This is a genomic window from Streptomyces sp. NPDC001493 (assembly GCF_053597235.1).
This window is the reverse complement of sequence record NZ_JBSFHV010000001.1, coordinates 385,844-407,875: the sequence shown is the minus strand read 5'-3', so window position 1 is coordinate 407,875 and position 22,032 is coordinate 385,844. Positions and strand designations below refer to the sequence as shown.

Below are 22,032 nucleotides of genomic sequence, written 5' to 3'. Positions count from 1 at the left end.
CACGTATGCCCCCGAACGCGACCACCGGAACCGGCACCCGCACGCACGGATCGCCTCTCGGCGAGAGCGAGGCGGAGGATTTACTGCAGGCCATCTGTTTCAAGACGGGTCCGCCCCGCACCGTCGGCGTGGAACTCGAATGGCTCATCCACGACGCCGCGCATCCTGACCTGCGGGTCACTCCGGAGCGCCTGGACGGCGCCTTCGCGGAGGTGCGGGCACTGGCGCTCGACTCGGCGCTGACCTTCGAGCCCGGAGGGCAGCTCGAACTCAGTTCGCGGCCCGCCGGATCCCTGATGGCGTGCGTCGACGCGGTCTCCGCCGACCTGGCGGCCGTACGCGGCACGCTGGGCCGGTCGGGTCTGGTCCCGACGGGGCTGGGCGTCGACCCCTGGCAGTCGCCCCGGCGGTGGCTGAGGGAGCCGCGTTACGACGCGATGGAGGCGGCCCTGGACCGTTCGGGCGCGGCCGGGCGGGCGATGATGTGCACCTCCGCGTCGGTGCAGGTCTGCCTCGACGCGGGCGAGGAGGAGCCGGGCCCGCTGGGTTACGGCCGCCGGTGGCAGCTCGCGCATCTGCTGGGCGCGGTGCTGGTGGCGGCGTTCGCCAACTCACCCTTCCAGCAGGGAGCGCGGACCGGCTGGCGATCGACCCGGCAGGGGCTGTGGGCCGCGCTCGACCCGGACCGCACGTTGGCTCCCCCGGGGCATCTTCCGCCCCGCGAGGCATGGGCCACGCACGTACTGGACACCAGCGTCATGTGCATCCGCACCGGCACGGGCCCCTGGGAGGTGCCGGACGGGCTCACGTTCCGCCAGTGGATCCGGGGCGGTGGTCCCCGGCCGCCCGACGCCGAGGACCTGGAGTACCACATGACCACCTGCTTCCCGCCGGCCCGGCCACGCGGCCATCTGGAGCTGCGCATGATCGACGCCCAGTCCGGGGCGGACGGCTGGCTGGTGCCGCTCGCCGTCGCCTCCGCGCTGTTCGACGATCCGGAAGCGGCGGAGACGGTGTACCGCACCGTGAAACCGCTGGCCGAGACGGCCGGACCCAACGCGGCGCCGCGCAATCCGTTGTGGCGGGCGGCGGCCCGCGACGGGCTGACCGATCCGGAGCTGCGGGCCGCGGCCACCACCTGTTTCGAGGCGGCGCTCGGCGCACTGCCCCGGATCGGTGCCACCACCGCGGTACTGGACACCGTGGCGGACTTCACCGAGCGGTACGTCGCCCGCGGGCGATGTCCGGCCGACGACCTGCCCGACCTCCTCTCCCCCGCGGCCGCCGCCGCGTGGGTGGAGGGGTCCTCGGCGGGCGGCGCCCGGACCACTCCCTCCGGAAAGGCCCTCCCGGCATGACCACCGTGTCCGACAGCAACTTCCATCTCGCGCCGGAATCCGACGCCGAGGCTCTCCGCAGCCGGGCCCTGACCGCCCTGATCGCCGCCAGGGCCCGCACCTCGGTTCTGACGGACAGCGTCGACGACGGCGAACTCATCGCCCAGCACTCGCCGTTGATGTCCCCGCTGGTCTGGGACCTCGCCCACATCGGCAACCAGGAGGAGCAGTGGCTCCTGCGCGCCGTGGGCGGCAGGGATGCGATCCGGCCGGAGATCGACGGCCTCTACGACGCGTTCGAGCACCCGAGGTCCGCCCGCCCGTCCCTGCCGCTGCTGGCCCCCGCCGAGGCCCGGACGTACGCCTCGGACGTACGCGGCCGGGTGCTGGAGATCCTGGAGAGCGCCCCGCTGCACGGGGGCGGGCGCCCGCTGGAGCGCGCCGGGTTCGCGTTCGGCATGATCGCCCAGCACGAACAGCAGCACGACGAGACCATGCTGATCACCCATCAGCTGCGTTCCGGCCCGGCCGCACTGACCGCCCCCGAGCCGCCCCGCGCCCAGGACTCCGTACGCCTCCCGCACGAAGTGCTCGTCCCCGGCGGGCCGTTCACCATGGGCACGTCCACCGAGCCCTGGGCGCTGGACAACGAACGCCCGGCGCACCGGCGGGAGGTGGCCGCGTTCTTCCTGGACACCACCCCGGTCACCTGCGGGGCGTACCAGCGGTTCATCGAGGACGGCGGGTACGCCCAGGAGCGCTGGTGGCATCCGGCGGGCTGGGCGATGGTCCGCGAACACGAGCTCACCGCACCGCTGTTCTGGCACCGCGAGGCGGGTCAGTGGCTGAGGCGGCGGTTCGGGGTGACCGAGCCCGTACCGGACGACGAGCCGGTGCTGCACGTCAGCTGGTACGAGGCGGACGCCTACGCCCGCTGGGCCGGCCGGCGGCTGCCGACCGAGGCCGAGTGGGAGAAGGCGGCCCGCCACGACGCCACGGCCGGGCGCTCGCTGCGCTACCCCTGGGGCGACGCCGACCCCACGCCGGAGCGGGCGAACCTCGGTCAGCGCCATCTGCGTCCGGCCGCCGCCGGCGCCTACCCGGCCGGGCAGTCGGCCGCCGGGGTGCGCCAGTTGATCGGTGACGTGTGGGAGTGGACGGCCAGCGACTTCCTGCCCTATCCGGGGTTCGTGGCTTTTCCGTACCGCGAGTACTCGGAGGTCTTCTTCGGTCCGGAGCACAAGGTGCTGCGGGGCGGTTCGTTCGCGGTGGACCCGGTCGCCTGCCGGGGCACGTTCCGGAACTGGGACCTGCCGGTGCGCCGCCAGATCTTCTCCGGTTTCCGTACCGCCAGGGATGTCTGATGTGCCGTCACCTCGCCTATCTTGGGCCTCCGGTGGCGCTGGGCGAGGTGCTGGTGGCGCCGGAGTTCTCGCTCGTACGGCAGTCCTGGGCGCCGCGCCGGCAGCGCAACGGCACGGTCAACGCGGACGGGTTCGGGGTGGGGTGGTACGCGCCCGGCGACCCGGTGCCGGGCCGCTACCGCAGGGCCGTCCCGGTCTGGGGCGACGAGACGTTCCAGGAACTCGCCCGGGTGGTCCGCAGCGGGGCGTTCCTCGCGGCCGTGCGGGACGCCACCGAGTCGGGTGCGGACGGGGAGGCGGCGGCCGCCCCGTTCAAGGCGGGCCCGCTGCTGTTCAGCCACAACGGCGCCGTGCTCGGGTGGCCCGGCTCCCTCGCGCCGGTCGCGTCCGCGCTGCCCGCGTCCGTCCTGCTCTCCCTGGACGCGCGCTGCGACTCGGCGCTGCTGTGGGCGCTGGTCCGCCGCCGTGTCGAGGAGGGCGACGACCTCCCGCAGGCCGTCGCCGACACCGTCCTGGACGTGGCGCGGTCCGCGCCCGGTTCGCGTCTCAATCTGCTGGTCGGCGACGGGACGACCGTCGTGGCGACCGCCTGGGGCGACAGCCTCTGGTATCTGCACCGGCCCGGCCTCCGCACGGTGGTGGCCTCGGAGCCGTACGACGACGATCCGGCCTGGCACGAGGTGCCGGACCGCACCCTGCTGGTGGCGACCGTCGACGAAGTCCTGCCCACCCCGCTCAAGGAGACCCCCCGTTGAGTCCCTTCCTGCTGACCCGCACCCTGCCGGTGGACGCCACGGAGGCATCGCTCCGCGCCGATGTGCTCGCCGGCCTGTCCCGGCGCCCCAAGACACTGCCGCCGAAGTGGTTCTACGACGCGCGGGGCAGCGAGCTGTTCGAGGAGATCACCCGGCTGCCCGAGTACTACCCGACCCGCGCGGAGCGGGAGATCCTGGTGGCGCACGCGGCGGACATCGCCGCCGCCTCGGGCGCCCGGACCCTGATCGAACTGGGCTCGGGCTCCTCGGAGAAGACCCGCCATCTGCTCGACGCCCTTCCGCTGCTGCACAGTTACGTCCCCGTGGACGTGAGCGAGAGCGCGCTGACCGGCGCCGCTGAGGCGCTGCTCGCCGAGCGTCCCGAGCTGAACGTGCACGCGCTGATCGCGGACTTCACCGGCGGCCTCGCGCTGCCGGGAACCCCGGGCCCCCGGCTGGTGGCGTTCCTGGGCGGCACGATCGGCAACCTGCTGCCGGAGGAGCGGGCCACGTTCCTGCGTTCGGTCCGCTCGATCCTCTCCCCCGGCGACGCGCTGCTGCTCGGTACGGACCTGGTGAAGGAGCCGGAGACGCTGGTCGCGGCGTACGACGACGCGTCGGGGGTCACCGCCGCGTTCAACAAGAACGTCCTGGAGGTCGTCAACCGGGCGCTGGACGCGGACTTCGACCCCGCCGCCTTCGACCACGTCGCGCGCTGGGACGCGGACGCCGAGTGGATCGAGATGCGGCTGCGGGCGCGTTCGGCTCTCACGGTGAAGATCCATGAGCTGGATCTCGTGGTGTCGTTCGAGGAGGGCGAGGAGCTGCGTACGGAGGTGTCGGCGAAGTTCCGTCAGGACCGGGTGCGCGAGGAGCTCGGCGCGGCGGGGCTGCGGCTCGATCAGTGGTGGACGGACACGGCGGGCAGGTTCGCGGTGTCGCTGGCGACGGCCGTCTGAGCGAGGCGGGCGAGCGTCCTGCGGTCGCCCGCCCCGTCCGCCGGGAGCGGCGGCAGGAGGGTGATCTCGGCGGTCACTCCGGCGGCCCGCACCACCCTCCACAGCGAGGCGTGGAGCGGGTCGTCGCCGACGAACGCGACGGCGCGGGCCGGGAGGTGGGCGGCGTGGTCGCCGGCCCCTGCGGGGGCGGGCTCGACGCGGTAGGCGATCCGGGCCGGTCGCACCGTCGCGCCCGCGTCGACGGCCGCCTGGAAGACCGCGTGGCGGAAGGCGCCCGGCGGGCCGCCGCCGCACCGGGTGGAGCCCTCCGGGAAGGCCACCACCCGGTCGCCGGCGCGCAGCGCGTCGGCGACGGCGCCCACCGACGCGGGGAGAGCCCGCAGGCTGTCCCGGTCGATGAAGAGGGTGCCGCCCCGTGCGGCGAGGGCGCCGAGCAGCGGCCACTGCCGTATCTCGGACTTGCCGAGCATCCGCGCGGGGAGGGCGGCGGCGACGAGCGGTATGTCGAGCCAGGAGATGTGGTTGGCGACGACCAGTTCCCCGCCGCTCCTGACGACGGCCGGTCCATCGCCTGCCCCTCCGGCGCCTGGCTCCCCGCCGCTCCCGCCGCCCGGGTTGCCGGTGACCCGGGTGCGCACCCCGAAGGTGTGCAGGACGGTCCGGGACCAGCGGCGGACCAGCCGGTCGCGGACCGGCTGCGTGAGCGCCGCCGCGAGGGGTGTGCACGCGGCGCCGCCGAGCGCGAGCAGACTGCCCGCCACCAGCCGTGCCACCGCGGGCAGGACGGGGCGGACCGCTCCGTGGTGGCCGGTGCAGGCCCCCGGTGTGCACGGGGAGACGGGGAACCAGGCGTTCATCGCAGAGGCGCCATGGAGAGGAAGTGCCGCAGGTAGCGGGGGTCGGTGCGGCGCATGGAGAGGAGTATATAGAGGTCGGCGCAGTCGAAGTCCGGGTCGTACGCGGGCGATCCGCACACCCAGGCGCCGAGGCGGAGGTAGCCGCGGAGCAGCGGCGGCAGGTCGGCACGGGCCCCGGCCGCCGGTCGCGGGCCGGGGACGCCCGGGGTGCCGGACCAGAGGCGGCGCGGGGTGACCCGGTACTCCTCGGGGGCCAGGTGCTTGGTGCGTACGGTCTCCCAGCTGCGGGCGGCCTGGATGCCGCCGTCGCCCAGGGGGAGCGAGCAGCATCCGGCCAGCCAGTTGTGGCCGGTGCGCTCCATGTAGCGGGCGAGGCCGGCCCAGATGAGGGCGATGACGGCGCCGTCGCGGTGCGCGGGGTGGACACAGGAGCGGCCCACTTCGACGAGGTCGTCGCGCAGAGGGGCGAGCCGGGTGAGGTCGAACTCGCTCTCCGAGTAGAGGCGTCCGGCGGCGCGGGCGCGCTGGGGTGGCAGCACCCGGTAGGTGGCGACGACGTCGCCGGTGGCGGTCTCCTTCACCAGCAGGTGGTCGCAGAAGGCGTCGAACTCGTCGCCGTCGAGGCCGGGTTCGGGCCCGTCGAGCCGGGCGCCGAGCTCCCCGGCGAACACCTGGTGCCGCAGCCGCTGGGCGGCACGCACGTCCTCGGGGCCCGCGGCGAGGGAGAGGTGGTAGGCGGGTGGCTGGGACTGGCCCGTGGGGGCGGCGGGCCGGGACTGGCCCGAGGGGGCGGCGGGCCGGGGCTGGCCCGAGGGGGCGGCGGGCCGGGCGGGGGCCGGCACTTCAGAGACGGGGCGTACCGGTGGGGCGATGGGCAGGGCGGTCATGGCAGTCTCCGGGACGGATCAGCAAGGGCGGCCGCCGGACCCCCGCGCGGCGGCGAAGGTCCGGCCCCCTACTTCTTCCGCGTCCGGCTGGATTCGGCGTGGCCGCCATGGAGCGTGCGGATGTGCGACGGCTTAATCCCGGGGTGCGGCCCGGGCCCGCCGTTCCCCCGTCCCCCACCGGTCCCTGCGGCCCCGGCGGTCGGGTACGGGCGTCAGCTGCCGGCGAGGAGGGAACTGATGCGCTCGGAGGCCTTCTTCGCCTCCTCGGCCGGGTCGCGTCCCTCCAGCACCGCGGTCATGTACGGCTTGATGGGGTTCTCGGCCTCGACCTCCGCCCACTGGGCGGAGTTGGGGGTGGCCCGTCCCTGGGCGGCTCCCTTCGCCATCGCGGCGGTGCCTTCCTGGTTCTCGATGGCGCCCGCGAGCTTCGGCTTGTTGGGGACGTAGCTCATGGCCAGGGCGAGTTCGCGCTGCCACTTCTCGCTCGCCAGCGCCTCCACCACCTTGACGCCGGCACTGCGGTGCGCCGCCTTCTCCGGGACGATCAGGTCGGAGCCGCCGGTGAACACCGCGCCGGGCTTCTTCGTGGTCTTGCCGGGTATCGGGAAGTAGCCGAGTTTCCCCTTGAGTTCGGGGTTGGCCTGCTCGATGAGCGCGGCACTGCCCGGGGTGGAGATGATCTGGGCGACGTTGCCGCGGGCGAACACGTCGGTCTGCGGCGGGTTCTCCTCGTCGGCGTCCTTCGGACCGGCACCGAGCGCCTGGAGCTTCTTGTAGAACTCCATGCCCCTGAGCGCCTCGGGGCTGTCCAGGGTGCCGGTCCAGTCGCCGTCGTCCCCTTCGGCGAGTTCGCCGCCCTCGTCCCAGATGAATCCGGCGAGGACGTACCAGTTCTGCCCCGCGAGGTAGATGCCCTGGTTCCCGTCCGCGTCCAGGCGTTCGGTGTCGGCGATCCACTGCTCGCGGTTCTTCGGCGGGGTGTCGATCCCCGCCTGCGCGAAGAGGTCCTTGTTGTAGATGACCACCCGGTTGGCCGCGTACCAGGGGATTCCGTACTGCACTCCGTTGATGCTGCCCGGGTCGGCGAGGCCCGGCAGCCAGTCCTCGCTGCCGAGATCGCGCATGGCCTCCAGGGTGAGATCGCGCAGGCCGCCGCTCTCCGCGTACTGGGCGACCTGGGTGTTGCCGACCTCGATGACGTCCGGGGAGTCCTTGCCCTTGCCCTTGAGCGCGGTCAGCACCTTGGGGCCGATACCGCCCCACTCCTGGAACTTGAACTCCAGTTCGACAGAATCGTGTTCCTTCTCGTACTCCGCGGTGAACTTGTCCAGGAATTCGGTGGAGGCACTGCCCTTCATCAGCCAGACCGTCACGGTGGTGTCCCCCGCGCCGGAGGGGGACAGGTAACCGCATCCTCCGAGAGCGACGGACGAGACGAGTGCGATGGCTCCGGCGAGAATCCGGTTCTTCACGAGCGTCACCTTCTGCGAATCAGCACGATGGGATCTTGACCCGGTGTGGGGGGACGCGGGCGGTGCTCGCACGGGTGTGTGGCTGGATTTTGGTATGGACCATTCAGCAGGTCAAGGGCCGTCCTTCACCCGGGCGAGGCCGACCGCTCCCTCGCGCGCCACCCAGGAGTAAGGCACCGTGGAGACACGAAGGGAGACATACGATGTCCAATCACACCTATCGGGTCACCGAGATCGTAGGAACCTCCGAGGAGGGCATCGACGCGGCGATCCGCAACGGCATCGCCCGAGCGTCGGAAACGTTGCGCAATCTCGACTGGTTCGAGATCAAGGAAGCGCGCGGACACATCGAGGACGGCCGGATCGGGCACTACCAGGTGACGCTCAAGGTCGGTTTCCGGCTCGACGGACCCTCCTGACACGGAACGATCCGAAACGCCACGGGCACGATCCGGGACGGCACGGCACGGCACGGCACGGCTCGGCACGGCACGCCGCAAGGCGAAACGCACCGCCCCGACCCGGCGCGGTTCGACAAGTCCTTCGCCCGCGACATCCGGGCAGTCCCGCACCCTCGTCCGGTCCGCTCCGTAAATACGCCCCGCCCCGGTGCGTCCTCTGCGATGATCCGACGCATGATGTTCTCTCCCGCACGGAAGGGCGGCCACCGCCCCGCTCGATGAGGTGGCTCGACGAAGCCGTCATGACCGGCACCGCCGCGATCGCGGGCCACCCGTCCCGTGCCGCGCTCTGGTCCGCGGTGACCGCGGACCGGGCCGGCCCGGAGGCCGGACGGCTGCTGCACCTCGCCCACGCCGAGGACCCGGCGGTACGGCGCGCGGCGCTGGATCTCCTCCACAGCCTCTGCCTCGGCGGCGGCGGACCCTGGCCCGAGGCCGCGGCGGCGGCCCTGTACGGCCTCACCGACCCCGCCGCGGCCGTACGGCTGGTGGCGGCCCCGCTCCTCGTCCGTGCCGGACGCCCCGGCCTGGCGCTCGGCGCTCTGGACGGCTCGGCCGACCCGCCGATCGCCCCCGAGGTACGCACCGCCCTGGCTCTCGCGCTCCGCGGTTCCGTGGCCGCCAGGCGCACCGACCCCCAGCCGTCCGTCCGTTTCCTGGCCCATCTGGAGACCCTGCGGAGGGCGCCCGAGGAGGAATGGCCGGCTCTGGACGCCGCGCTGTCGGCGGACGTACGGGAAGCGGCCCCGGAACTGCCCGACCTGGGCACCTCGTGGGGCTCGGTGCTGAGGAGGCTGGGACGCGAGCGGCACGCGTACGTCCTCGTCGAACGCCTCCTGGCCGATCCGGCGACCCGGGACGTCGGCGCCGATCTCGCGCAAGCCGCCTGCCACGCCTGGCGGGCGGCACCGGTCGAACTGGTGCCGTCACTGGCCCGGTACGGCGCGGAACCCCTCTCCCCGGCGTTCTCGCGGGCCCTGACCACGGCTTCGCTCTCGGAGGCGGCCCGGCGCAGGCACGGCGCCCTGCTGTCGGCGCGCGGGTTCCCGCCACGGGTGAAGTCCTGCCGCGGCGAGCGGAAGTCGTACAGCGCCGAGTCGGCCGCCGAGACGCTCGCGGCGCTCCCGGTGGGCGTGGGCCGGCTCTCCGCCGCTCCGGAGATCTTCGGCGCCCTGCTGGACGCCGGTCCGCTCTCGTTCCGGCAGGCGGCGCAGCTCTACAACCTCACGTTCCGGTGGCCGGGACGCATGCAGGCGGCCTGTGCCCCGCTGTGGCTGCGCCACGCGGGGCCGTCGACCCTGTCCCGGCTGCTGGGCATCATGACGCCGCTGCTGGACGACTACATCCATGGTGAGGAGTATCTGGCCGCGCTCGCCCTGATGGGCGATGCGGCGCGGTCCGCGCTGCCGGCGGTGACCGCCCTGATCGACCGGCGCACCCGCATCCCGGTGAACGACACCACCGAGGACGCGGAGACGGCACGCGACGAGGCCCTCCTCGCGGCGGCACTCGCCACCCGGCGTGCGCTCACGTACGCCCCTGACGCTCCTGGGCGTCCTTCAACGCCTGGGACGACTCGGCCCAGCGGGCCCTCACCACGGTGAAACCGGCCGCCTCGGCGTCGTCGCAGACCAGTTCGTCGTCGTCCACGAGCATCCGGATCCCGCGCGCCCGGCCCAGCCTCTTCAGCACCTCCAGCTTGGTGCGGCGGGCGGGCCGGCGGTCGTCGTTGCGCCGCATGTGCAGCGGCCCCTCGGGGAGCCCGTGCAGGGAGATCCAGTCGAGGGTGTCCTTGCGGCAGCGCTCCGGGCGTCCGGTCAGGTAGACGACCTCGCATTCGTCGGCGCTCCGCACGGCGAGGCTGATCCCCTCGGCGAGCGGCGGGTCGTCGACGGCGGCGGCGAAGAACGCGGACCAGTCCTTGCGGGCGCCTTCGAGGAAGTGCTGCCGGTGGGCGCTGTCCGAGAGCGTGCCGTCCAGGTCGAATACGGCAAAGGGCCTGGCGTCGTCGGTCATCCCTCCACAGTAGGCCCCCCGTCCGGTCCGGGTCGTACCGGCCCGCGCACGCGGACCTCAGCCCCGTCCCGCCCCCTGCGGCTACCAAGAATCGTCCCGTCAAGGCCGTCCCGCCCCCGCCGGTACGGCTCCGCCGGGCAGAGCCGAGGTCTGCCGCCCCGTTTCCAGGGCATACGCCGCTTTGCCGGGCCGCACTCGCCGCCCGGATCCGAGAACACGAGCACGGACACGTGGGGGTTCCATGCCGACTGCCCTGCCGGCGAGACGGGCCGGAGTCGACGACGAGCAGCGCCCGGACGTCTCCCGTCCCGGCCGCTCCCCCGCCCTGACCAGCGGTATCGGTCGCGCCGCCGTACGCGTCGGTGCGCTGACAGTCTGCCAGGCGGGACTGCTGACGGGCCTCGGCCTGCTGATCACCGGCCCGGCGCGGGACTGGTGGCCGCTGACCGTCGAGGACGAGGTGAACGAGGGCTTCGAGCGCATACGTACGCACGCGCTCACCTCCGCCTCGCTCATCGGGTCCGGCGCGGGCAACACCTCCACGGTGGTCGGCATCACCCTGCTGGTCTGCGTGGGGCTGATCCTCATACCCCGCCTGCCGAGGTGGCGGGAGACCGTCTTCCTCGCGACCGCCGTGTCCCTCCAGGCACTGGTCTTCCTCGTCATCACGGAGTCCGTCGACCGGACCCGCCCGGACGTGGAACGCCTGGACGCCTCGCCGCCGACCTCCAGTTACACCTCCGGGCACACCGGGGCGGCCACCGCGCTCTACGGGGGACTCGCCGTCCTGGTGCTCTCCCGGGTGCGCGGCCCCTGGCGGAAGGTCCTGGGCGTCGTCTTCCTGCTGATCCCGCTGCTCGTCGGGGTCGCCCGGCTCTACCGGGGCATGCACCACCCCACCGACGTGGTGGGCGGCCTGCTGAACGGCTGCCTCTCCCTGCTGATCGTGGGCCGGGCCGTCCTCGCGGACGACTACGCGGCGGCCCCCGTACCCGCCGGTGCGGCCGACGTCGCGGTGGCCGCGGCCGAGTCCCGTACCGAGCAGCCCGATCGGCGGACCACCGGGACCACCGGGCACACCGTCGTCATCGTCAACCCCACGGTCACCGGCCCCGCGGTCCGGGACACCCTGCGTCTCGTGCTGGCCCAGCACGGGCGCGGCGCACCGGTCTTCGCGGAGACGACGGCCGAGGACCCGGGCGCCGGGCAGGCGGCGGACGCGGTGCGGGAGGGCGCGGGGCTGGTCGTGGTGTGCGGCGGCGACGGGACCGTCCGTACGGTGGCCGACGTCCTCGCGGGTACGGGCGTCGCGCTGGCGGTCGTCCCCTGCGGCACCGGCAATCTGCTCGCCCGCCACCTCGGCCTGCCGCTGGACCCCGCGAAGGCCCTGCACGCGGCGCTGAGCGGTACCCCGCACCGGCTCGACCTGGGCCGGCTGGAGGGCGACGGCGTTCCGGCGACCCACTTCACGGCCATGTCGGGGGCGGGCCTGGACGCGGCGATGCTGGAGCACACCTCGGAGCGCGCCAAGTCCGCGGTGGGCTGGCCCGCCTACGTGGTGGCGGGGATACGTGAACTGCGGTCCCCCCGCACCCGGCTGACGCTCCGTCTGGACGACGGCCCGGAGCTGCGCCGGAGCGTGCGGATGGTGCTCCTCGCCAACATCGGTACGGTGCAGGGCGGCACCGCCCTCGTACCCGCCGCGCGGCCGGACGACGGCCTGCTGGACCTCGCGCTCTACGATCCGCACGGCCCGGGCGGCTGGCTGCGCGCCCTGCGGGTGCTGCTGCGCCCGTCCTCGGCCAAGGGCCCGGAGGGCGGCGGGGACGGGGGTCCCGTCGAGTTCTTCACCTTCCGCCGTGCCGAACTCCGCTTCGCGTCGCCGCAGCCCCGCGAGATGGACGGCGACCCGGTGGGCGCCGGTCTCCGGCTCACCGCCGAGGTCGTGCCCGGGGCACTGACCGTCCTCGTCCCCGCCGGGGGCGCGTGATGGGTACGGCGACCCGGGTCCCGCAGACCCGCGACATGACGGGCGACGAGCTCTCCGCCGACGAGGCGCTGGCCACCCTGCGCCGGTACGGCAGTTGGCAGCTCGTGCGCGACTCCTTCGTCCGCTTCCGCTACTCCGACGGGTTCAGCCACTCCCGGGCTCTCGCCCTGCAGACGGTGCTGGCGGTGATACCGCTGGTCATCGCGTTCGTCGGTCTCTCCGCGGAGATGCACACCGAGAACATCGGCCGGCTCGCCGAACTGACGATCCACCGGATCAGCGCGGGCCCCAGCGCAGACGTCGTCGACGAGGCGCTGGACCAGAGCCGACACCAGACGGGCATCGGCGCCCGCCTGGCCCTCTGGTTCGGACTCGCCTTCTCCATGGTCAACACCACCACCGCGATGTGCCAGGTGGAGCGGGGCGCGAACCGGATCTACGGGGTCGAACGCGACCGGGTCTTCCACCGGAAGTACCTGCGCGGGCTCGTCATGTCCCTCAGCGCGGGCATCCCGCTCGGCATCGGCTCGCTGCTGATGGTGGCGGGCGGTGACCTCGTGGCCGCCGCGACCACCGTCTACCACCTCGGCGACGGTGCCCGGACCGCCTGGGACCTGCTGCGGTGGCCGCTGGGGGTGATCCTCGCCCTGATCTCCGCCAGCGCGATATTCCGCCGAGCGCCCCGGCGGAAGCAACCCGGTTACACCTGGCTGGCGTTCGGGGCGGCCGTCTACCTGGTGCTCTGGACGGCGCTGACCTGGCTGCTGAGCAAGTACCTCGCGTTCAGCGGGTCGTTCGACACCGTCTACGGTCCCCTCAGCGCCTTCATGTCCCTGCTGTTGTGGGCCTATCTGACCTCGATCGCCCTCTTCCTCGGGCTGTCCTTCGCCGCGCAGCTCGAAGCGGTGCGGGCCCGGCGGCCCGGACCGATCCAGCCCGACCCGGGGGCCTGAGGCACCGCCGGACCGAACCGAACCAGCCCGGACCCGGGGGCCTGAGACCCCTGATCCGACCGAACCGAACCGATCCACCCCGGACCCGGGAGCCCGAATGCCCGTACGCACCACCGCCCGCCGTCTCCGCGACAGCCGCCGGGCCGACCGGAGATTCGGCGGCCGGCTGCTCGGGGCCGTCGCGGTCGCCGCCGTGGCAGCGGTCCCCTTCGCCCTGCTGCTCGTCCTCGTGGAGGGGCACTGGCAGCCGCTGCGCCGGCTCGACGCCTCGGCCGCCCTGCGGCTGAACCGGACGGCCCTCGGCCACCCCGAGTGGACCAGCACCCTGCGGTTCCTCTCCGACTGGGTGTGGGACCCGACCACCCTGCGGGCCGCGGTGGCGCTGCTGACGGTCTGGCTGCTGTGGAAGCGGGCCTGGCGGCTGGCGTCCTGGGCCGCCGTGACGGCGGTCGGCGGAGGGCTGGTCGGGCTGCTCGTCAAGACCGTGGTGGAGCGCGCCCGGCCGTCCCTGGAGGACCCGGTGGCGCACGCGCCGGGCTTCTCGTTCCCCTCCGGGCACGCGATGACCGCGACCACCTCCTTCGCGGTCCTGCTGCTGGTCCTGCTGCCGGTCGTGCCGCGCGCCTGGCACGCGCTGTGCTGGGGCGTGGCGGCCCTGTCCGTGGTCGGGGTGGGGTTCACCCGGGTCGCGCTCGGCGTCCACTGGTTCAGCGACGTGGTCGGCGGGTGGCTGCTCGGGGCGGCGGTGGCCGCGCTCACCGCCTGGGCCTTCGAGGCGTGGCGCAGCGACGTGGGCCGCCGGCGGACCGAACTCGGCGAGGGTCTGGAGCCCGAGCTGACCGGCGCGGAGCCGGAGCGCCAGGATGCCTGACACTCTGCCGGCTCACGCGGGAGGCCCGCCGCCGAGGTTCCGGTGGAGGGCTTCCCGGGCAGGTGGGACTCTCGACACACGCTCTACGGGCTGTCCCGCACCTCTGCTCCGGCCGTCCACCCCGGGATCGTGGGCAGCACCGCCTCGGCGACCCGGAGGAGGGTCGCCTCGTCCGGCTCCCAGCCGTCCTCGCGCCACATCGCCACTTCCACGGAGTCGCCGCCGTGCTCCGCGTCGACGGAGAGAACGCGGGACGGGACTCCGGGGGCGCTCCGGGCGTCGCTGCCGTCGAGGCGGAAGCTGAGGCTGATGGTCCGGTCCGAGTAGAGGACCGCCGGGCGTCCGAGAACCGTCCGCTGCTGGGCGGTGTCCCCCAGGAGGGTGACCAACGCCGCCGCCGGAAGTCCGTCGTGGCTCACCGCGAGCGTCACGGTGTACGGGCCGAGTTCGACCCGGGCCGAGGGGCCTTCGGTCCCCTCGTCCTTGCTCGCGGACGACTGCACGAGGCCGCCACTTCCGCTGGCGCTCTGCGCGATCCCACCGGTGGCGTCGAGCAGTTCGGCCAGGTCGGGCCGGTTCAGCGCGGAACACAGCTGGAACCCGGAGACGGCGAGGAGCGCGTCACCGTCCTTTTTCGGGGTCGTGTCCTCCCCTCTTCGGCCGTTCTCGTCCGGGGAACAGGTGGCCGGGCGGGCTTCGGTGTCCGTACCCGTGTTCGCGGTCTCGCCGATCGCCCACAGCCCGCCGCCGAGCATCCCCACGAGCACCACCGCGGAGACTGCCTGCCCCCACGGGTTCGTACCTCTTTCGGGCAAGCCAGTACGTCCGTCCAAGTCCCCCACCCCTTACTGCTGTTCCCCCCGGGCACGCGCCCGGGGGAATTTAGCCCGTTCCTGGCGCTCCCCACAACGCGATTGATCTTTCTCCGCGTTCGCGGAGGCCCGCCGAAAGTCGAAGCGCACCACACCGGCACGGAACGCCCACCCGCCGGAGTGAGGGCAGAGGACCGGACCGGCCGACGCCGGTGAGGAGTTCGGAGCCGTCCGGCAGCGCTGGACACGCGAGGAGTCCGCCACCGGTTCGTGTTCCGGTGGCGGACTCCTCGGTGGATCCGGGGGCGTCGGAGTTGCCGGGGTCTTCTGCCCGGCCTCGGCCCTCAGTCGGGCCAGGTCCCCGTCAGGCGCCGGACGGTGATGGCCCCGCCGCGTCCGACCGCGGCGCGGACGGTGGAGAAGACCGCCCCTTGCAGGGCCGCCGCGGCGAGGATCTCCGGCCAGCCGCGGTCGCGGTCCGTCGGGTTCGGGGCTTCGTCCTCGTGGGCGACCGCCTTCCACACCTGGCGGAACACGGCCCCGGCGACCAGGCCGCCCGCCACCCCGGCCGCGAGGCCGACGGGCTTGTACACGAGGGCGGGGACGTTCACCCGCGCCGCCGGTGACGCGCGACGGCGACCACCGCGACGGCGGCCACTCCCCCGGCGACCAGCAGTCCCTCCTTGCCCCGCGCGGCGTGGGCCACGCGGTCGGCGCCCCGGCGTACGGGCTCGGGCGCGTGCTCCTGGAACTTCTCCCCGAGGGTCCGGACGGCCACCCCGATCTGCTGCTGGGCCTGCGCCGCGGTGCCCAGCACGGCGTCCGGAGTCCGCTCCCGCGCCTCCGCGCGCGCCTCTGCGGCCTTCGCCGAGGCGCGGGCCCGTAGCTCTTCGGCCTTCTCCACGGCCCGGTCCTTCGCCCCGGCCGCCTTCTCCTGACCCAGCGCGGTCACGTCCGCCGTCTTCTCCCGCGCCTGCGAGGTCAGCTCGTCGGCCCGGGCGCGTACGGTCGCGTCGGCCGTCGCCGCCAGTTGCTCGACCGTCCGGCCGAGTTCGTCGCGCGCGGCCGACGCCTGTGCCCGGAGGTCCTCCGGTGTCGGTACGGAACCGTCCTCGCGGGGGTTCTGGTCATCCGTCATCGCTCAGCACTCTCCTTCTCGTCCGTGCCGGCCGGACGGTCGCCCGCCCCGGCCGGCCGTGGATCATCGGCATGCTCCCCGCGTGCCCCCGGGCGGGCAGGCAATGCCTCGTCCGACCGGACAGCCCTTTAGAATGCGACTATTTATCCCCACATGTTCGGAGTCCGCACCGATGTCCACCCCCCACGATCCGTACGTCCGGGTGCGCGGCGCCCGCGAGCACAACCTCCAGAACGTCGACGTGGACATCCCCCGCGACACCCTGACCGTCTTCACCGGAGTCTCCGGTTCCGGCAAGTCGTCGCTGGCGTTCGGCACCATCTACGCGGAGGCGCAGCGGCGGTACTTCGAGTCGGTGGCGCCGTACGCCCGCCGGCTGATCCACCAGGTCGGCGCTCCGGCGGTCGGCGAGATCACCGGGCTGCCGCCGGCCGTCTCGCTGGAGCAGCGCCGCTCCTCGGCGGGCGAGCGTTCCTCGGTGGGTACGGTGACCACGCTCTCCAACTCGTTGCGGATGCTCTTCTCCCGGGCCGGGGAGTATCCGGAGGGCGCCGAGCGGCTGGATTCGGACGCCTTCTCCCCCAACACCGCCGCGGGTGCCTGCCCCGAGTGCCACGGGCTCGGGCGGATCCACCGCACTTCGGAGGAACTCCTCGTCCCGGACGCCTCGTTGTCGATCCGGGAGGGGGCGATCGCGGCCTGGCCGGGTGCGTGGCAGGGCAAGAACCTGCGGGACGTGCTGGACGCCCTCGGGTACGACGTCGACCGGCCCTGGCGCGACCTTCCGGCCGGGGAGCGGGAGTGGATCCTCTTCACGGACGAGCAGCCGGTGGTGACGGTCCATCCGGTGCGTGATGCGGGTCGCATCCAACGCCCGTACCAGGGTACGTACATGAGCGCCCGGCGCTATGTGATGCACACGTTCGCGGACTCCCGGAGCCGGACCCTGCGGGCGCGGGCGGAGCGTTTCCTGACGAGCGTTCCGTGTCCGGTCTGCGAGGGCGGGCGGCTGCGGCCGGAGGCGATGGCGGTGACCTTCGCCGGGCACACCATCGCGGAGCTGGCCGCGCTGCCGCTGGCGGCTCTGTCCCAGGTGCTGCGCGCGTCCGGCGGAGATGCGACGGCGCGGGTGATGACCACGGATCTGCTGGCCCGCATCGGGACGGTCACCGAGCTGGGTCTCGGCTATCTTAGCCTCGACCGGACGGCGCCCACGCTCTCTTCCGGCGAACTCCAACGACTGCGTCTGGCCACGCAGTTGCGGTCCGGTCTGTTCGGTGTGGTGTACGTGCTGGACGAGCCGTCTGCGGGTCTGCACCCGGCGGACACGGCGTCCCTGCTGGCGGTGCTCGGCAGGCTGAAGCGGGCCGGGAACTCGGTCTTCGTGGTGGAGCACCAGTTGGACGTGGTGCGGCAGGCCGACTGGCTGGTCGATGTGGGGCCGCTCGCCGGGGAGCACGGCGGCCGGGTGCTGCACAGCGGTCCGCCGGCCGGTCTCGCCGAGGTGGCGGAGTCGGCGACCCGGCGCTTCCTCTTCGACGGGGCCGCGCCCGCCGCCCGTCCGCCGCGCACCCCGTCCGGCGAGGTGCGGCTCGAAGGGGTCCGGCGCCACAACGTGCGGGGCGTCGACGTGGCGTTCCCGCTCGGGGTCTTCACCGCCGTCACGGGCGTCTCGGGTTCGGGCAAGTCGACGCTGGTCGGCCAGGTGCTCGCCGGGGTGCTCGCCGACCGCCAGGCCTCGCGGGCGGCTGATCAGCCGCAGGCGCCCGTCGTACGGGACTGCGTGTCCGCGCGGGGGCTGGAGGCGGTGGACCGGCTCGTGCAGGTGGACCAGAAGCCCATCGGCCGTACGCCGCGCTCCAACCTGGCCACGTACACGGGCCTGTTCGACGTCGTACGCAAACTGTTCGCGGAGACGGAGACGGCGCGGGAGCGCGGCTACCGGGCGGGGCGGTTCTCGTTCAACGTGGCGGGCGGGCGGTGCGAGACCTGCCAGGGCGAGGGGTTCGTCTCGGTGGAGCTGCTCTTCCTGCCCAGCACGTACGCGCCCTGCCCGGACTGCCACGGGGCGCGCTACAACCCGCCGACGCTGGAGGTCACCCTGCGCGGGCTCTCCATCGCCGAAGTGCTGGATCTCACGGTGGAGGCGGCGGCCGGGTTCTTCGCCGGGGTGCCGGCCGCCGAGCGGAGCCTGCGCACGCTGAACGAGGTGGGGCTCGGCTATCTGCGCCTCGGGCAGCCCGCCACCGAGCTGTCGGGCGGTGAGGCGCAGCGGATCAAACTGGCGGCGGAGCTCCAGCGCGCCCGGCGGGGTCACACCCTGTACGTGCTGGACGAGCCGACGACGGGGCTGCATCCGGCCGATGTGGAGGTGCTGATGCGCCAGTTGCACGGGCTGGTGGACGCGGGCGGCACGGTGGTGGTCGTGGAGCACGACATGGCGGTGGTGGCGGGTGCGGACCATGTGATCGACATGGGGCCCGGCGGCGGCGAGGAGGGCGGGCGGATCGTCGCGGCGGGCGCCCCGGCCGAGGTCGCGCGGGCGGCGGGCAGCCGCACGGCCCCGTTCCTCGCCCGGGCGCTGCGTACGGGCTGAGCGGACCGCCGGGAGACGAGAGCCCGGAGGGGGTGGGCACGGGGCCCATGGAGAACCGGAGGGGGTGGAGCGGCCCCTTGAAAACCGCTCCGCCCCCTCCGGCAGGTCCCGCCGGCGCCCACGGTGCGACGGCGGGACGGTCGGGTGACGCTTCCCGGGTCAGCGCCGGACCTTGCGGGTGGCGCGCAGCCACTCCTTGTTCATGGCGGCGATCGACGGGAGCGGGATCCCCTTCGGGCAGGCGGTGGCGCACTCGCCGGTCAGGGTGCAGCCGCCGAAGCCCTCCGCGTCCATGGTGGCGACCATGTCGAGCACCCGGGTCTCCCGCTCGGGCGCGCCCTGCGGGAGCACGTTGAGATGGTTGATCTTCGCCGAGGTGAAGAGCATCGCCGAGCCGTTGGGGCAGGCGGCGACGCAGGCGCCGCAGCCGATGCACTCGGCGTGCTCGAAGGCGAAGTCGGCGTCCGGCTTGGGCACGGGGGTGGCGTGCGCGTCGGGGGCCGTACCGGTGGGGGCGGAGATGTAGCCGCCGGACTGGATGATGCGGTCGAAGGCCGAGCGGTCGACCACCAGGTCCTTGATGACCGGGAACGCGGAGGCGCGCCAGGGCTCGATGTCGATGGTGTCGCCGTCGTCGAAGGACCGCATGTGGAGCTGGCAGGTGGTGGTGCGTTCGGGGCCGTGCGCGTCGCCGTTGATGACGAGGCTGCACGCTCCGCAGATGCCTTCGCGGCAGTCGTGGTCGAAGGCGACCGGCTCGTCGCCTTCGAGGATGAGCCCCTCGTTGAGGGTGTCGAGCATTTCGAGGAACGACATGTCCTGCGAGATGCCGTCGACTTCGTAGGTGGCCATGGCGCCGGGCGCCTCGGCGTCTCGCTGGCGCCAGACGCGCAGGGTGAGCTTCATGCGTAGCTCCGCTGGGTGGGGTGTACGTACTCGAACACGAGGTCTTCCTTGTGCAGGACGGGGGCCTCGCCGGTGGCGGTGAACTCCCACGCGGCGGCGTAGGAGAACTCCTCGTCCCGGCGGGCGGCTTCGCCGTCCGGGGTCTGCGACTCCTCGCGGAAGTGGCCGCCGCAGGATTCGGCGCGGTGGAGGGCGTCGAGGCACATCAGCTCGGCGAGCTCCAGGTAGTCGACGATCCGGTTGGCCTTCTCCAGCGACTGGTTGAACTGCTCGCCGGTGCCGGGGACCTTGACGCGGCGCCAGAACTCCTCGCGGATCTGGGGGATGCGCGCGAGGGCCGTGCGCAGCCCTTCCTCCGTGCGGGCCATCCCGCAGAACTCCCACATGAGTTCGCCGATCTCGCGGTGGAAGGAGTCGGGGGTGCGGTCGCCGTCGACGGCGAGCAGCAGGTTGAGCCGGTCCTCGGTCTCGGCGACCGTCTCCACGACCGCCGGGTGGTCCGCGCCCACGGGGGTGGTGTGCGGATTGCGGGCGAGGTAGTCGTTGATGGTGGACGGCAGGACGAAGTAGCCGTCGGCGAGGCCCTGCATCAGCGCGGAGGCGCCGAGGCGGTTGGCTCCGTGGTCGGAGAAGTTGGCCTCGCCGATCGCGAAGAGTCCGGGGATCGTGGTCTGGAGGTCGTAGTCGACCCAGAGACCGCCCATCGTGTAGTGCACGGCGGGGTAGATCCGCATCGGGGTCTCGTACGGGTCCTCGGCGGTGATCCGGGCGTACATGTCGAAGAGGTTGCCGTACTTCTCCTCGACCTTGGCGCGGCCCATCCGGGCGATGGCGTCGGCGAAGTCCAGGTAGACGCCCTGGCCGCCGGGGCCGACGCCGCGGCCCTCGTCGCAGACGTTCTTCGCGGCGCGGGAGGCGATGTCGCGCGGGACGAGGTTGCCGAAGGCGGGGTAGATCCGCTCCAGGTAGTAGTCGCGCTCGTCCTCGGGGATCTCGTTGGCCGGGCGGTCGTCGCCCTTGGCCTTGGGAACCCAGATCCGGCCGTCGTTGCGGAGCGACTCGCTCATCAGGGTGAGCTTGGACTGGTGGTCGCCGGTTCGCGGGATGCAGGTGGGGTGGATCTGGGTGAAGCAGGGGTTCGCGAAGTGGGCGCCGCGCCGGTGGGCCCGCCAGACGGCGGTGGCGTTGGAGTTCATCGCGTTGGTCGAGAGGTAGAAGACGTTGCCGTAGCCGCCGCTGGCCAGCACGACCGCGTCGGCGAAGTAGGTGTCGATCCGGCCGGTGACCAGGTCGCGGGCGACGATGCCGCGGGCCCGTCCGTCGACCACGATCAGGTCGAGCATCTCGGTGCGCGCGTGGAGTTCGACGTTGCCCGCGGCGATCTGCCGGGAGAGCGCCTGGTAGGCGCCGAGGAGGAGTTGCTGTCCGGTCTGGCCCCGGGCGTAGAAGGTGCGGGAGACCTGAACTCCGCCGAAGGAGCGGTTGTCGAGGAGGCCGCCGTACTCGCGGGCGAAGGGGACGCCCTGTGCGACGCACTGGTCGATGATCTCGACGGAGATCTGCGCGAGCCGGTGCACGTTGGACTCGCGGGCGCGGAAGTCGCCGCCCTTGACGGTGTCGTAGAAGAGCCGGTGGACGGAATCGCCGTCGTTGCGGTAGTTCTTCGCGGCGTTGATGCCGCCCTGGGCCGCGACCGAGTGGGCGCGCCGCGGGGAGTCCTGGAAGCAGAACTGGACGACGTGGTAGCCCTGTTCGGCGAGGGTGGCGCCGGCCGAACCGCCGGCGAGGCCGGTTCCGACGACGATCACCGTGTGCTTGCGGCGATTCGCCGGGTTGACGAGCTTGGCCTCGAAGCGGCGGGTGTCCCAGCGTTCGGCGACGGGCCCCTCGGGGGCCTTGGTGTCGACGAGCGGCTCGCCCGTGCGGTACTGCGTGTAGTCGCTCATGTCAGCTCACGACTCCGGTCATGACGGCAACGGGTACGGACACGAATCCCGCGGTGAGCACCACCGCGATCACGTTGGCCAGGGTCTTCAGGACCCGGTCGCGGGTGGCGCTGCCGACTCCGAGGGTCTGCGCGGCGCTCCAGAATCCGTGCTGGACGTGGAGGCCGACGGCGAGCACCGCGACGATGTAGATGACGTCGCCGTACCAGGTGGAGAAGGTGTCGACGACGTTCTGGTACGGGTGCCCGGCCTGGAATCCGCCGCTGTGCACGGTGCCGGTGGTGAGGTCGAGGATGTGCCAGACGATGAAGAGCGCGAGGATGATGCCGCCCCACCGCATGGTCCGGGTGGCGTAGCTCGCCCGGGCCCTCTTGTGGACGTAGCCGACGGGGCGCGCCCTGAGGTCGCGCCGGCTGAGCTGGTACGCGGAGACGGCGTGCAGCACCACGGCGGCGACCAGCACCAGGCGGACGATCCAGAGCGCCCACTCGTGGTGGAGGAAGGGCTCGCCGAGCGTGCGCAGCCAGTGCGCGTAGTGGTTGAACTCGCCGGGCCCGAAGAAGATCTTCAGGTTGCCCAGCATGTGGACGACCAGGTAGCCCAGCATGATCAGGCCGCTCACTGCCATGATCGTTTTCTTGCCGACGGTCGAGTCCCAGAGCGTGCGCGTCATGGACGGCCGTCGTTCCGCCCGTGTTGCCAATGCCATGGG

At 73.0% G+C, this 22,032-nt stretch carries 20 protein-coding genes; 10 read left to right on the top strand and 10 right to left on the bottom strand.

The window, feature by feature from the left end; genetic code table 11:
- Positions 1-5: 5 nt before the first annotated feature.
- Genes egtA through egtD form a run of 4 tightly spaced genes read left to right on the top strand, consistent with a single transcriptional unit; the run spans position 6 to position 4,415 of the window.
- Positions 6-1,358: an ergothioneine biosynthesis glutamate--cysteine ligase EgtA gene (egtA, locus tag ACWCWD_RS01675; RefSeq protein WP_450769370.1), complete on the top strand. Its 1,353-nt coding sequence runs from the start codon at positions 6-8 to the stop codon at positions 1,356-1,358.
- Positions 1,355-2,701 carry an ergothioneine biosynthesis protein EgtB gene (gene egtB, locus ACWCWD_RS01670; protein ID WP_450769369.1) on the top strand — a complete coding sequence of 449 codons (1,347 nt, stop codon included), beginning with the start codon at positions 1,355-1,357 and terminating at the stop codon, positions 2,699-2,701. Before egtA ends, egtB begins: the two co-directional genes overlap by 4 nt.
- On the top strand, positions 2,701-3,456 hold the full coding sequence (gene egtC / locus ACWCWD_RS01665; RefSeq protein WP_450769367.1) for an ergothioneine biosynthesis protein EgtC: 756 nt from the start codon (positions 2,701-2,703) through the stop codon (positions 3,454-3,456). Before egtB ends, egtC begins: the two co-directional genes overlap by 1 nt.
- Entirely contained in the window at positions 3,453-4,415 is a 963-nt protein-coding gene (gene egtD, locus ACWCWD_RS01660; RefSeq protein WP_450769365.1) for an L-histidine N(alpha)-methyltransferase, read from the top strand. The genes egtC and egtD overlap by 4 nt, the downstream gene beginning before the upstream one ends.
- Here egtD and ACWCWD_RS01655 read toward each other — a convergent pair.
- The 3 genes from ACWCWD_RS01655 to ACWCWD_RS01645 all read right to left on the bottom strand — a co-directional run bounded on the left by ACWCWD_RS01655 (position 4,358) and on the right by ACWCWD_RS01645 (position 7,631).
- A complete protein-coding gene (locus tag ACWCWD_RS01655; RefSeq protein ID WP_450769363.1) occupies positions 4,358-5,272 on the bottom strand; it encodes a lysophospholipid acyltransferase family protein in 915 nt (304 codons plus the stop codon). The genes egtD and ACWCWD_RS01655 overlap by 58 nt on opposite strands.
- A complete protein-coding gene (locus tag ACWCWD_RS01650; protein ID WP_450769361.1) occupies positions 5,269-6,159 on the bottom strand; it encodes a GNAT family N-acetyltransferase in 891 nt (296 codons plus the stop codon). Before ACWCWD_RS01650 ends, ACWCWD_RS01655 begins: the two co-directional genes overlap by 4 nt.
- Before the next feature lie 212 nt (positions 6,160-6,371).
- Positions 6,372-7,631: an extracellular solute-binding protein gene (locus ACWCWD_RS01645; RefSeq protein WP_450769359.1), complete on the bottom strand. Its 1,260-nt coding sequence runs from the start codon at positions 7,629-7,631 to the stop codon at positions 6,372-6,374.
- Positions 7,632-7,834: 203 nt separating this feature from the next.
- Between ACWCWD_RS01645 and ACWCWD_RS01640 the strand changes: the two genes are divergently transcribed.
- Both ACWCWD_RS01640 and ACWCWD_RS01635 read left to right on the top strand, forming a co-directional pair.
- Entirely contained in the window at positions 7,835-8,050 is a 216-nt protein-coding gene (locus ACWCWD_RS01640; protein ID WP_386887158.1) for a dodecin, read from the top strand.
- Positions 8,051-8,334: 284 nt separating this feature from the next.
- Positions 8,335-9,696, top strand: a complete 1,362-nt coding sequence (locus ACWCWD_RS01635) for a hypothetical protein (protein WP_450769357.1) — start codon at positions 8,335-8,337, stop codon at positions 9,694-9,696.
- On the opposite strand, the gene ACWCWD_RS01630 is transcribed toward ACWCWD_RS01635, so the two are convergent.
- On the bottom strand, positions 9,620-10,108 hold the full coding sequence (locus tag ACWCWD_RS01630) for a phosphatase domain-containing protein (RefSeq protein WP_450769356.1): 489 nt from the start codon (positions 10,106-10,108) through the stop codon (positions 9,620-9,622). The genes ACWCWD_RS01635 and ACWCWD_RS01630 overlap by 77 nt on opposite strands.
- Positions 10,109-10,349: 241 nt before the next feature.
- Here ACWCWD_RS01630 and ACWCWD_RS01625 point away from each other — a divergent pair, with 241 nt between their 5' ends.
- From ACWCWD_RS01625 to ACWCWD_RS01615, 3 genes are all read left to right on the top strand, one after another.
- Entirely contained in the window at positions 10,350-12,098 is a 1,749-nt protein-coding gene (locus ACWCWD_RS01625; protein WP_450769354.1) for a diacylglycerol kinase family protein, read from the top strand.
- On the top strand, positions 12,098-13,051 hold the full coding sequence (locus ACWCWD_RS01620) for a YihY/virulence factor BrkB family protein (protein ID WP_450769352.1): 954 nt from the start codon (positions 12,098-12,100) through the stop codon (positions 13,049-13,051). Before ACWCWD_RS01625 ends, ACWCWD_RS01620 begins: the two co-directional genes overlap by 1 nt.
- A gap of 97 nt (positions 13,052-13,148) precedes the next feature.
- Complete coding sequence (locus tag ACWCWD_RS01615) at positions 13,149-13,922, top strand: phosphatase PAP2 family protein (RefSeq protein WP_450769350.1); 774 nt, start codon at positions 13,149-13,151, stop codon at positions 13,920-13,922.
- An 83-nt stretch (positions 13,923-14,005) separates the two neighbouring features.
- On the opposite strand, the gene ACWCWD_RS01610 is transcribed toward ACWCWD_RS01615, so the two are convergent.
- From ACWCWD_RS01610 to ACWCWD_RS01600, 3 genes are all read right to left on the bottom strand, one after another.
- The gene (locus ACWCWD_RS01610; protein WP_450769348.1) at positions 14,006-14,737 is read right to left on the bottom strand and encodes a DUF6215 domain-containing protein; all 732 of its coding nucleotides are present in this window, start codon (positions 14,735-14,737) and stop codon (positions 14,006-14,008) included.
- 341 nt (positions 14,738-15,078) lie between these two features.
- Complete coding sequence (locus tag ACWCWD_RS01605; protein WP_450769346.1) at positions 15,079-15,345, bottom strand: DUF4235 domain-containing protein; 267 nt, start codon at positions 15,343-15,345, stop codon at positions 15,079-15,081.
- Positions 15,342-15,872: a DUF3618 domain-containing protein gene (locus ACWCWD_RS01600; protein WP_450769345.1), complete on the bottom strand. Its 531-nt coding sequence runs from the start codon at positions 15,870-15,872 to the stop codon at positions 15,342-15,344. The genes ACWCWD_RS01605 and ACWCWD_RS01600 overlap by 4 nt, the downstream gene beginning before the upstream one ends.
- 172 nt (positions 15,873-16,044) lie before the next feature.
- On the opposite strand from ACWCWD_RS01600, the gene ACWCWD_RS01595 reads away from it, so the two are divergent.
- Entirely contained in the window at positions 16,045-18,468 is a 2,424-nt protein-coding gene (locus ACWCWD_RS01595) for an ABC transporter (protein ID WP_450769344.1), read from the top strand.
- A 159-nt stretch (positions 18,469-18,627) separates the two neighbouring features.
- Here the strand turns inward: ACWCWD_RS01595 and ACWCWD_RS01590 are convergent, their stop codons facing one another.
- From ACWCWD_RS01590 to ACWCWD_RS01580, 3 genes are read right to left on the bottom strand one after another with little or no spacing between them, the layout of a single operon-like run.
- Entirely contained in the window at positions 18,628-19,374 is a 747-nt protein-coding gene (locus ACWCWD_RS01590; protein ID WP_450769343.1) for a succinate dehydrogenase/fumarate reductase iron-sulfur subunit, read from the bottom strand.
- A complete protein-coding gene (locus ACWCWD_RS01585; RefSeq protein ID WP_450769342.1) occupies positions 19,371-21,320 on the bottom strand; it encodes a fumarate reductase/succinate dehydrogenase flavoprotein subunit in 1,950 nt (649 codons plus the stop codon). The genes ACWCWD_RS01590 and ACWCWD_RS01585 overlap by 4 nt, the downstream gene beginning before the upstream one ends.
- A 1-nt stretch (position 21,321) precedes the next feature.
- Positions 21,322-22,029 carry a succinate dehydrogenase gene (locus ACWCWD_RS01580; RefSeq protein WP_266714369.1) on the bottom strand — a complete coding sequence of 236 codons (708 nt, stop codon included), beginning with the start codon at positions 22,027-22,029 and terminating at the stop codon, positions 21,322-21,324.
- Positions 22,030-22,032: the final 3 nt, after the last annotated feature.

Coding starts and splice junctions, on each gene's coding strand:
- ACWCWD_RS01620 (WP_450769352.1), top strand. CDS start 12,098: ATGGGTACGGCGACCCGGGTCCCGCAGACCCGCGACATGACGGGCGAC.
- ACWCWD_RS01640 (WP_386887158.1), top strand. CDS start 7,835: ATGTCCAATCACACCTATCGGGTCACCGAGATCGTAGGAACCTCCGAG.
- ACWCWD_RS01615 (WP_450769350.1), top strand. CDS start 13,149: ATGCCCGTACGCACCACCGCCCGCCGTCTCCGCGACAGCCGCCGGGCC.
- ACWCWD_RS01595 (WP_450769344.1), top strand. CDS start 16,045: ATGTCCACCCCCCACGATCCGTACGTCCGGGTGCGCGGCGCCCGCGAG.
- ACWCWD_RS01625 (WP_450769354.1), top strand. CDS start 10,350: ATGCCGACTGCCCTGCCGGCGAGACGGGCCGGAGTCGACGACGAGCAG.
- ACWCWD_RS01630 (WP_450769356.1), bottom strand. CDS start 10,108: ATGACCGACGACGCCAGGCCCTTTGCCGTATTCGACCTGGACGGCACG.
- ACWCWD_RS01590 (WP_450769343.1), bottom strand. CDS start 19,374: ATGAAGCTCACCCTGCGCGTCTGGCGCCAGCGAGACGCCGAGGCGCCC.
- egtC (WP_450769367.1), top strand. CDS start 2,701: ATGTGCCGTCACCTCGCCTATCTTGGGCCTCCGGTGGCGCTGGGCGAG.
- ACWCWD_RS01635 (WP_450769357.1), top strand. CDS start 8,335: ATGACCGGCACCGCCGCGATCGCGGGCCACCCGTCCCGTGCCGCGCTC.
- ACWCWD_RS01585 (WP_450769342.1), bottom strand. CDS start 21,320: ATGAGCGACTACACGCAGTACCGCACGGGCGAGCCGCTCGTCGACACC.
- ACWCWD_RS01650 (WP_450769361.1), bottom strand. CDS start 6,159: ATGACCGCCCTGCCCATCGCCCCACCGGTACGCCCCGTCTCTGAAGTG.
- egtA (WP_450769370.1), top strand. CDS start 6: ATGCCCCCGAACGCGACCACCGGAACCGGCACCCGCACGCACGGATCG.
- egtB (WP_450769369.1), top strand. CDS start 1,355: ATGACCACCGTGTCCGACAGCAACTTCCATCTCGCGCCGGAATCCGAC.
- ACWCWD_RS01580 (WP_266714369.1), bottom strand. CDS start 22,029: ATGGCATTGGCAACACGGGCGGAACGACGGCCGTCCATGACGCGCACG.
- ACWCWD_RS01655 (WP_450769363.1), bottom strand. CDS start 5,272: ATGAACGCCTGGTTCCCCGTCTCCCCGTGCACACCGGGGGCCTGCACC.
- ACWCWD_RS01600 (WP_450769345.1), bottom strand. CDS start 15,872: ATGACGGATGACCAGAACCCCCGCGAGGACGGTTCCGTACCGACACCG.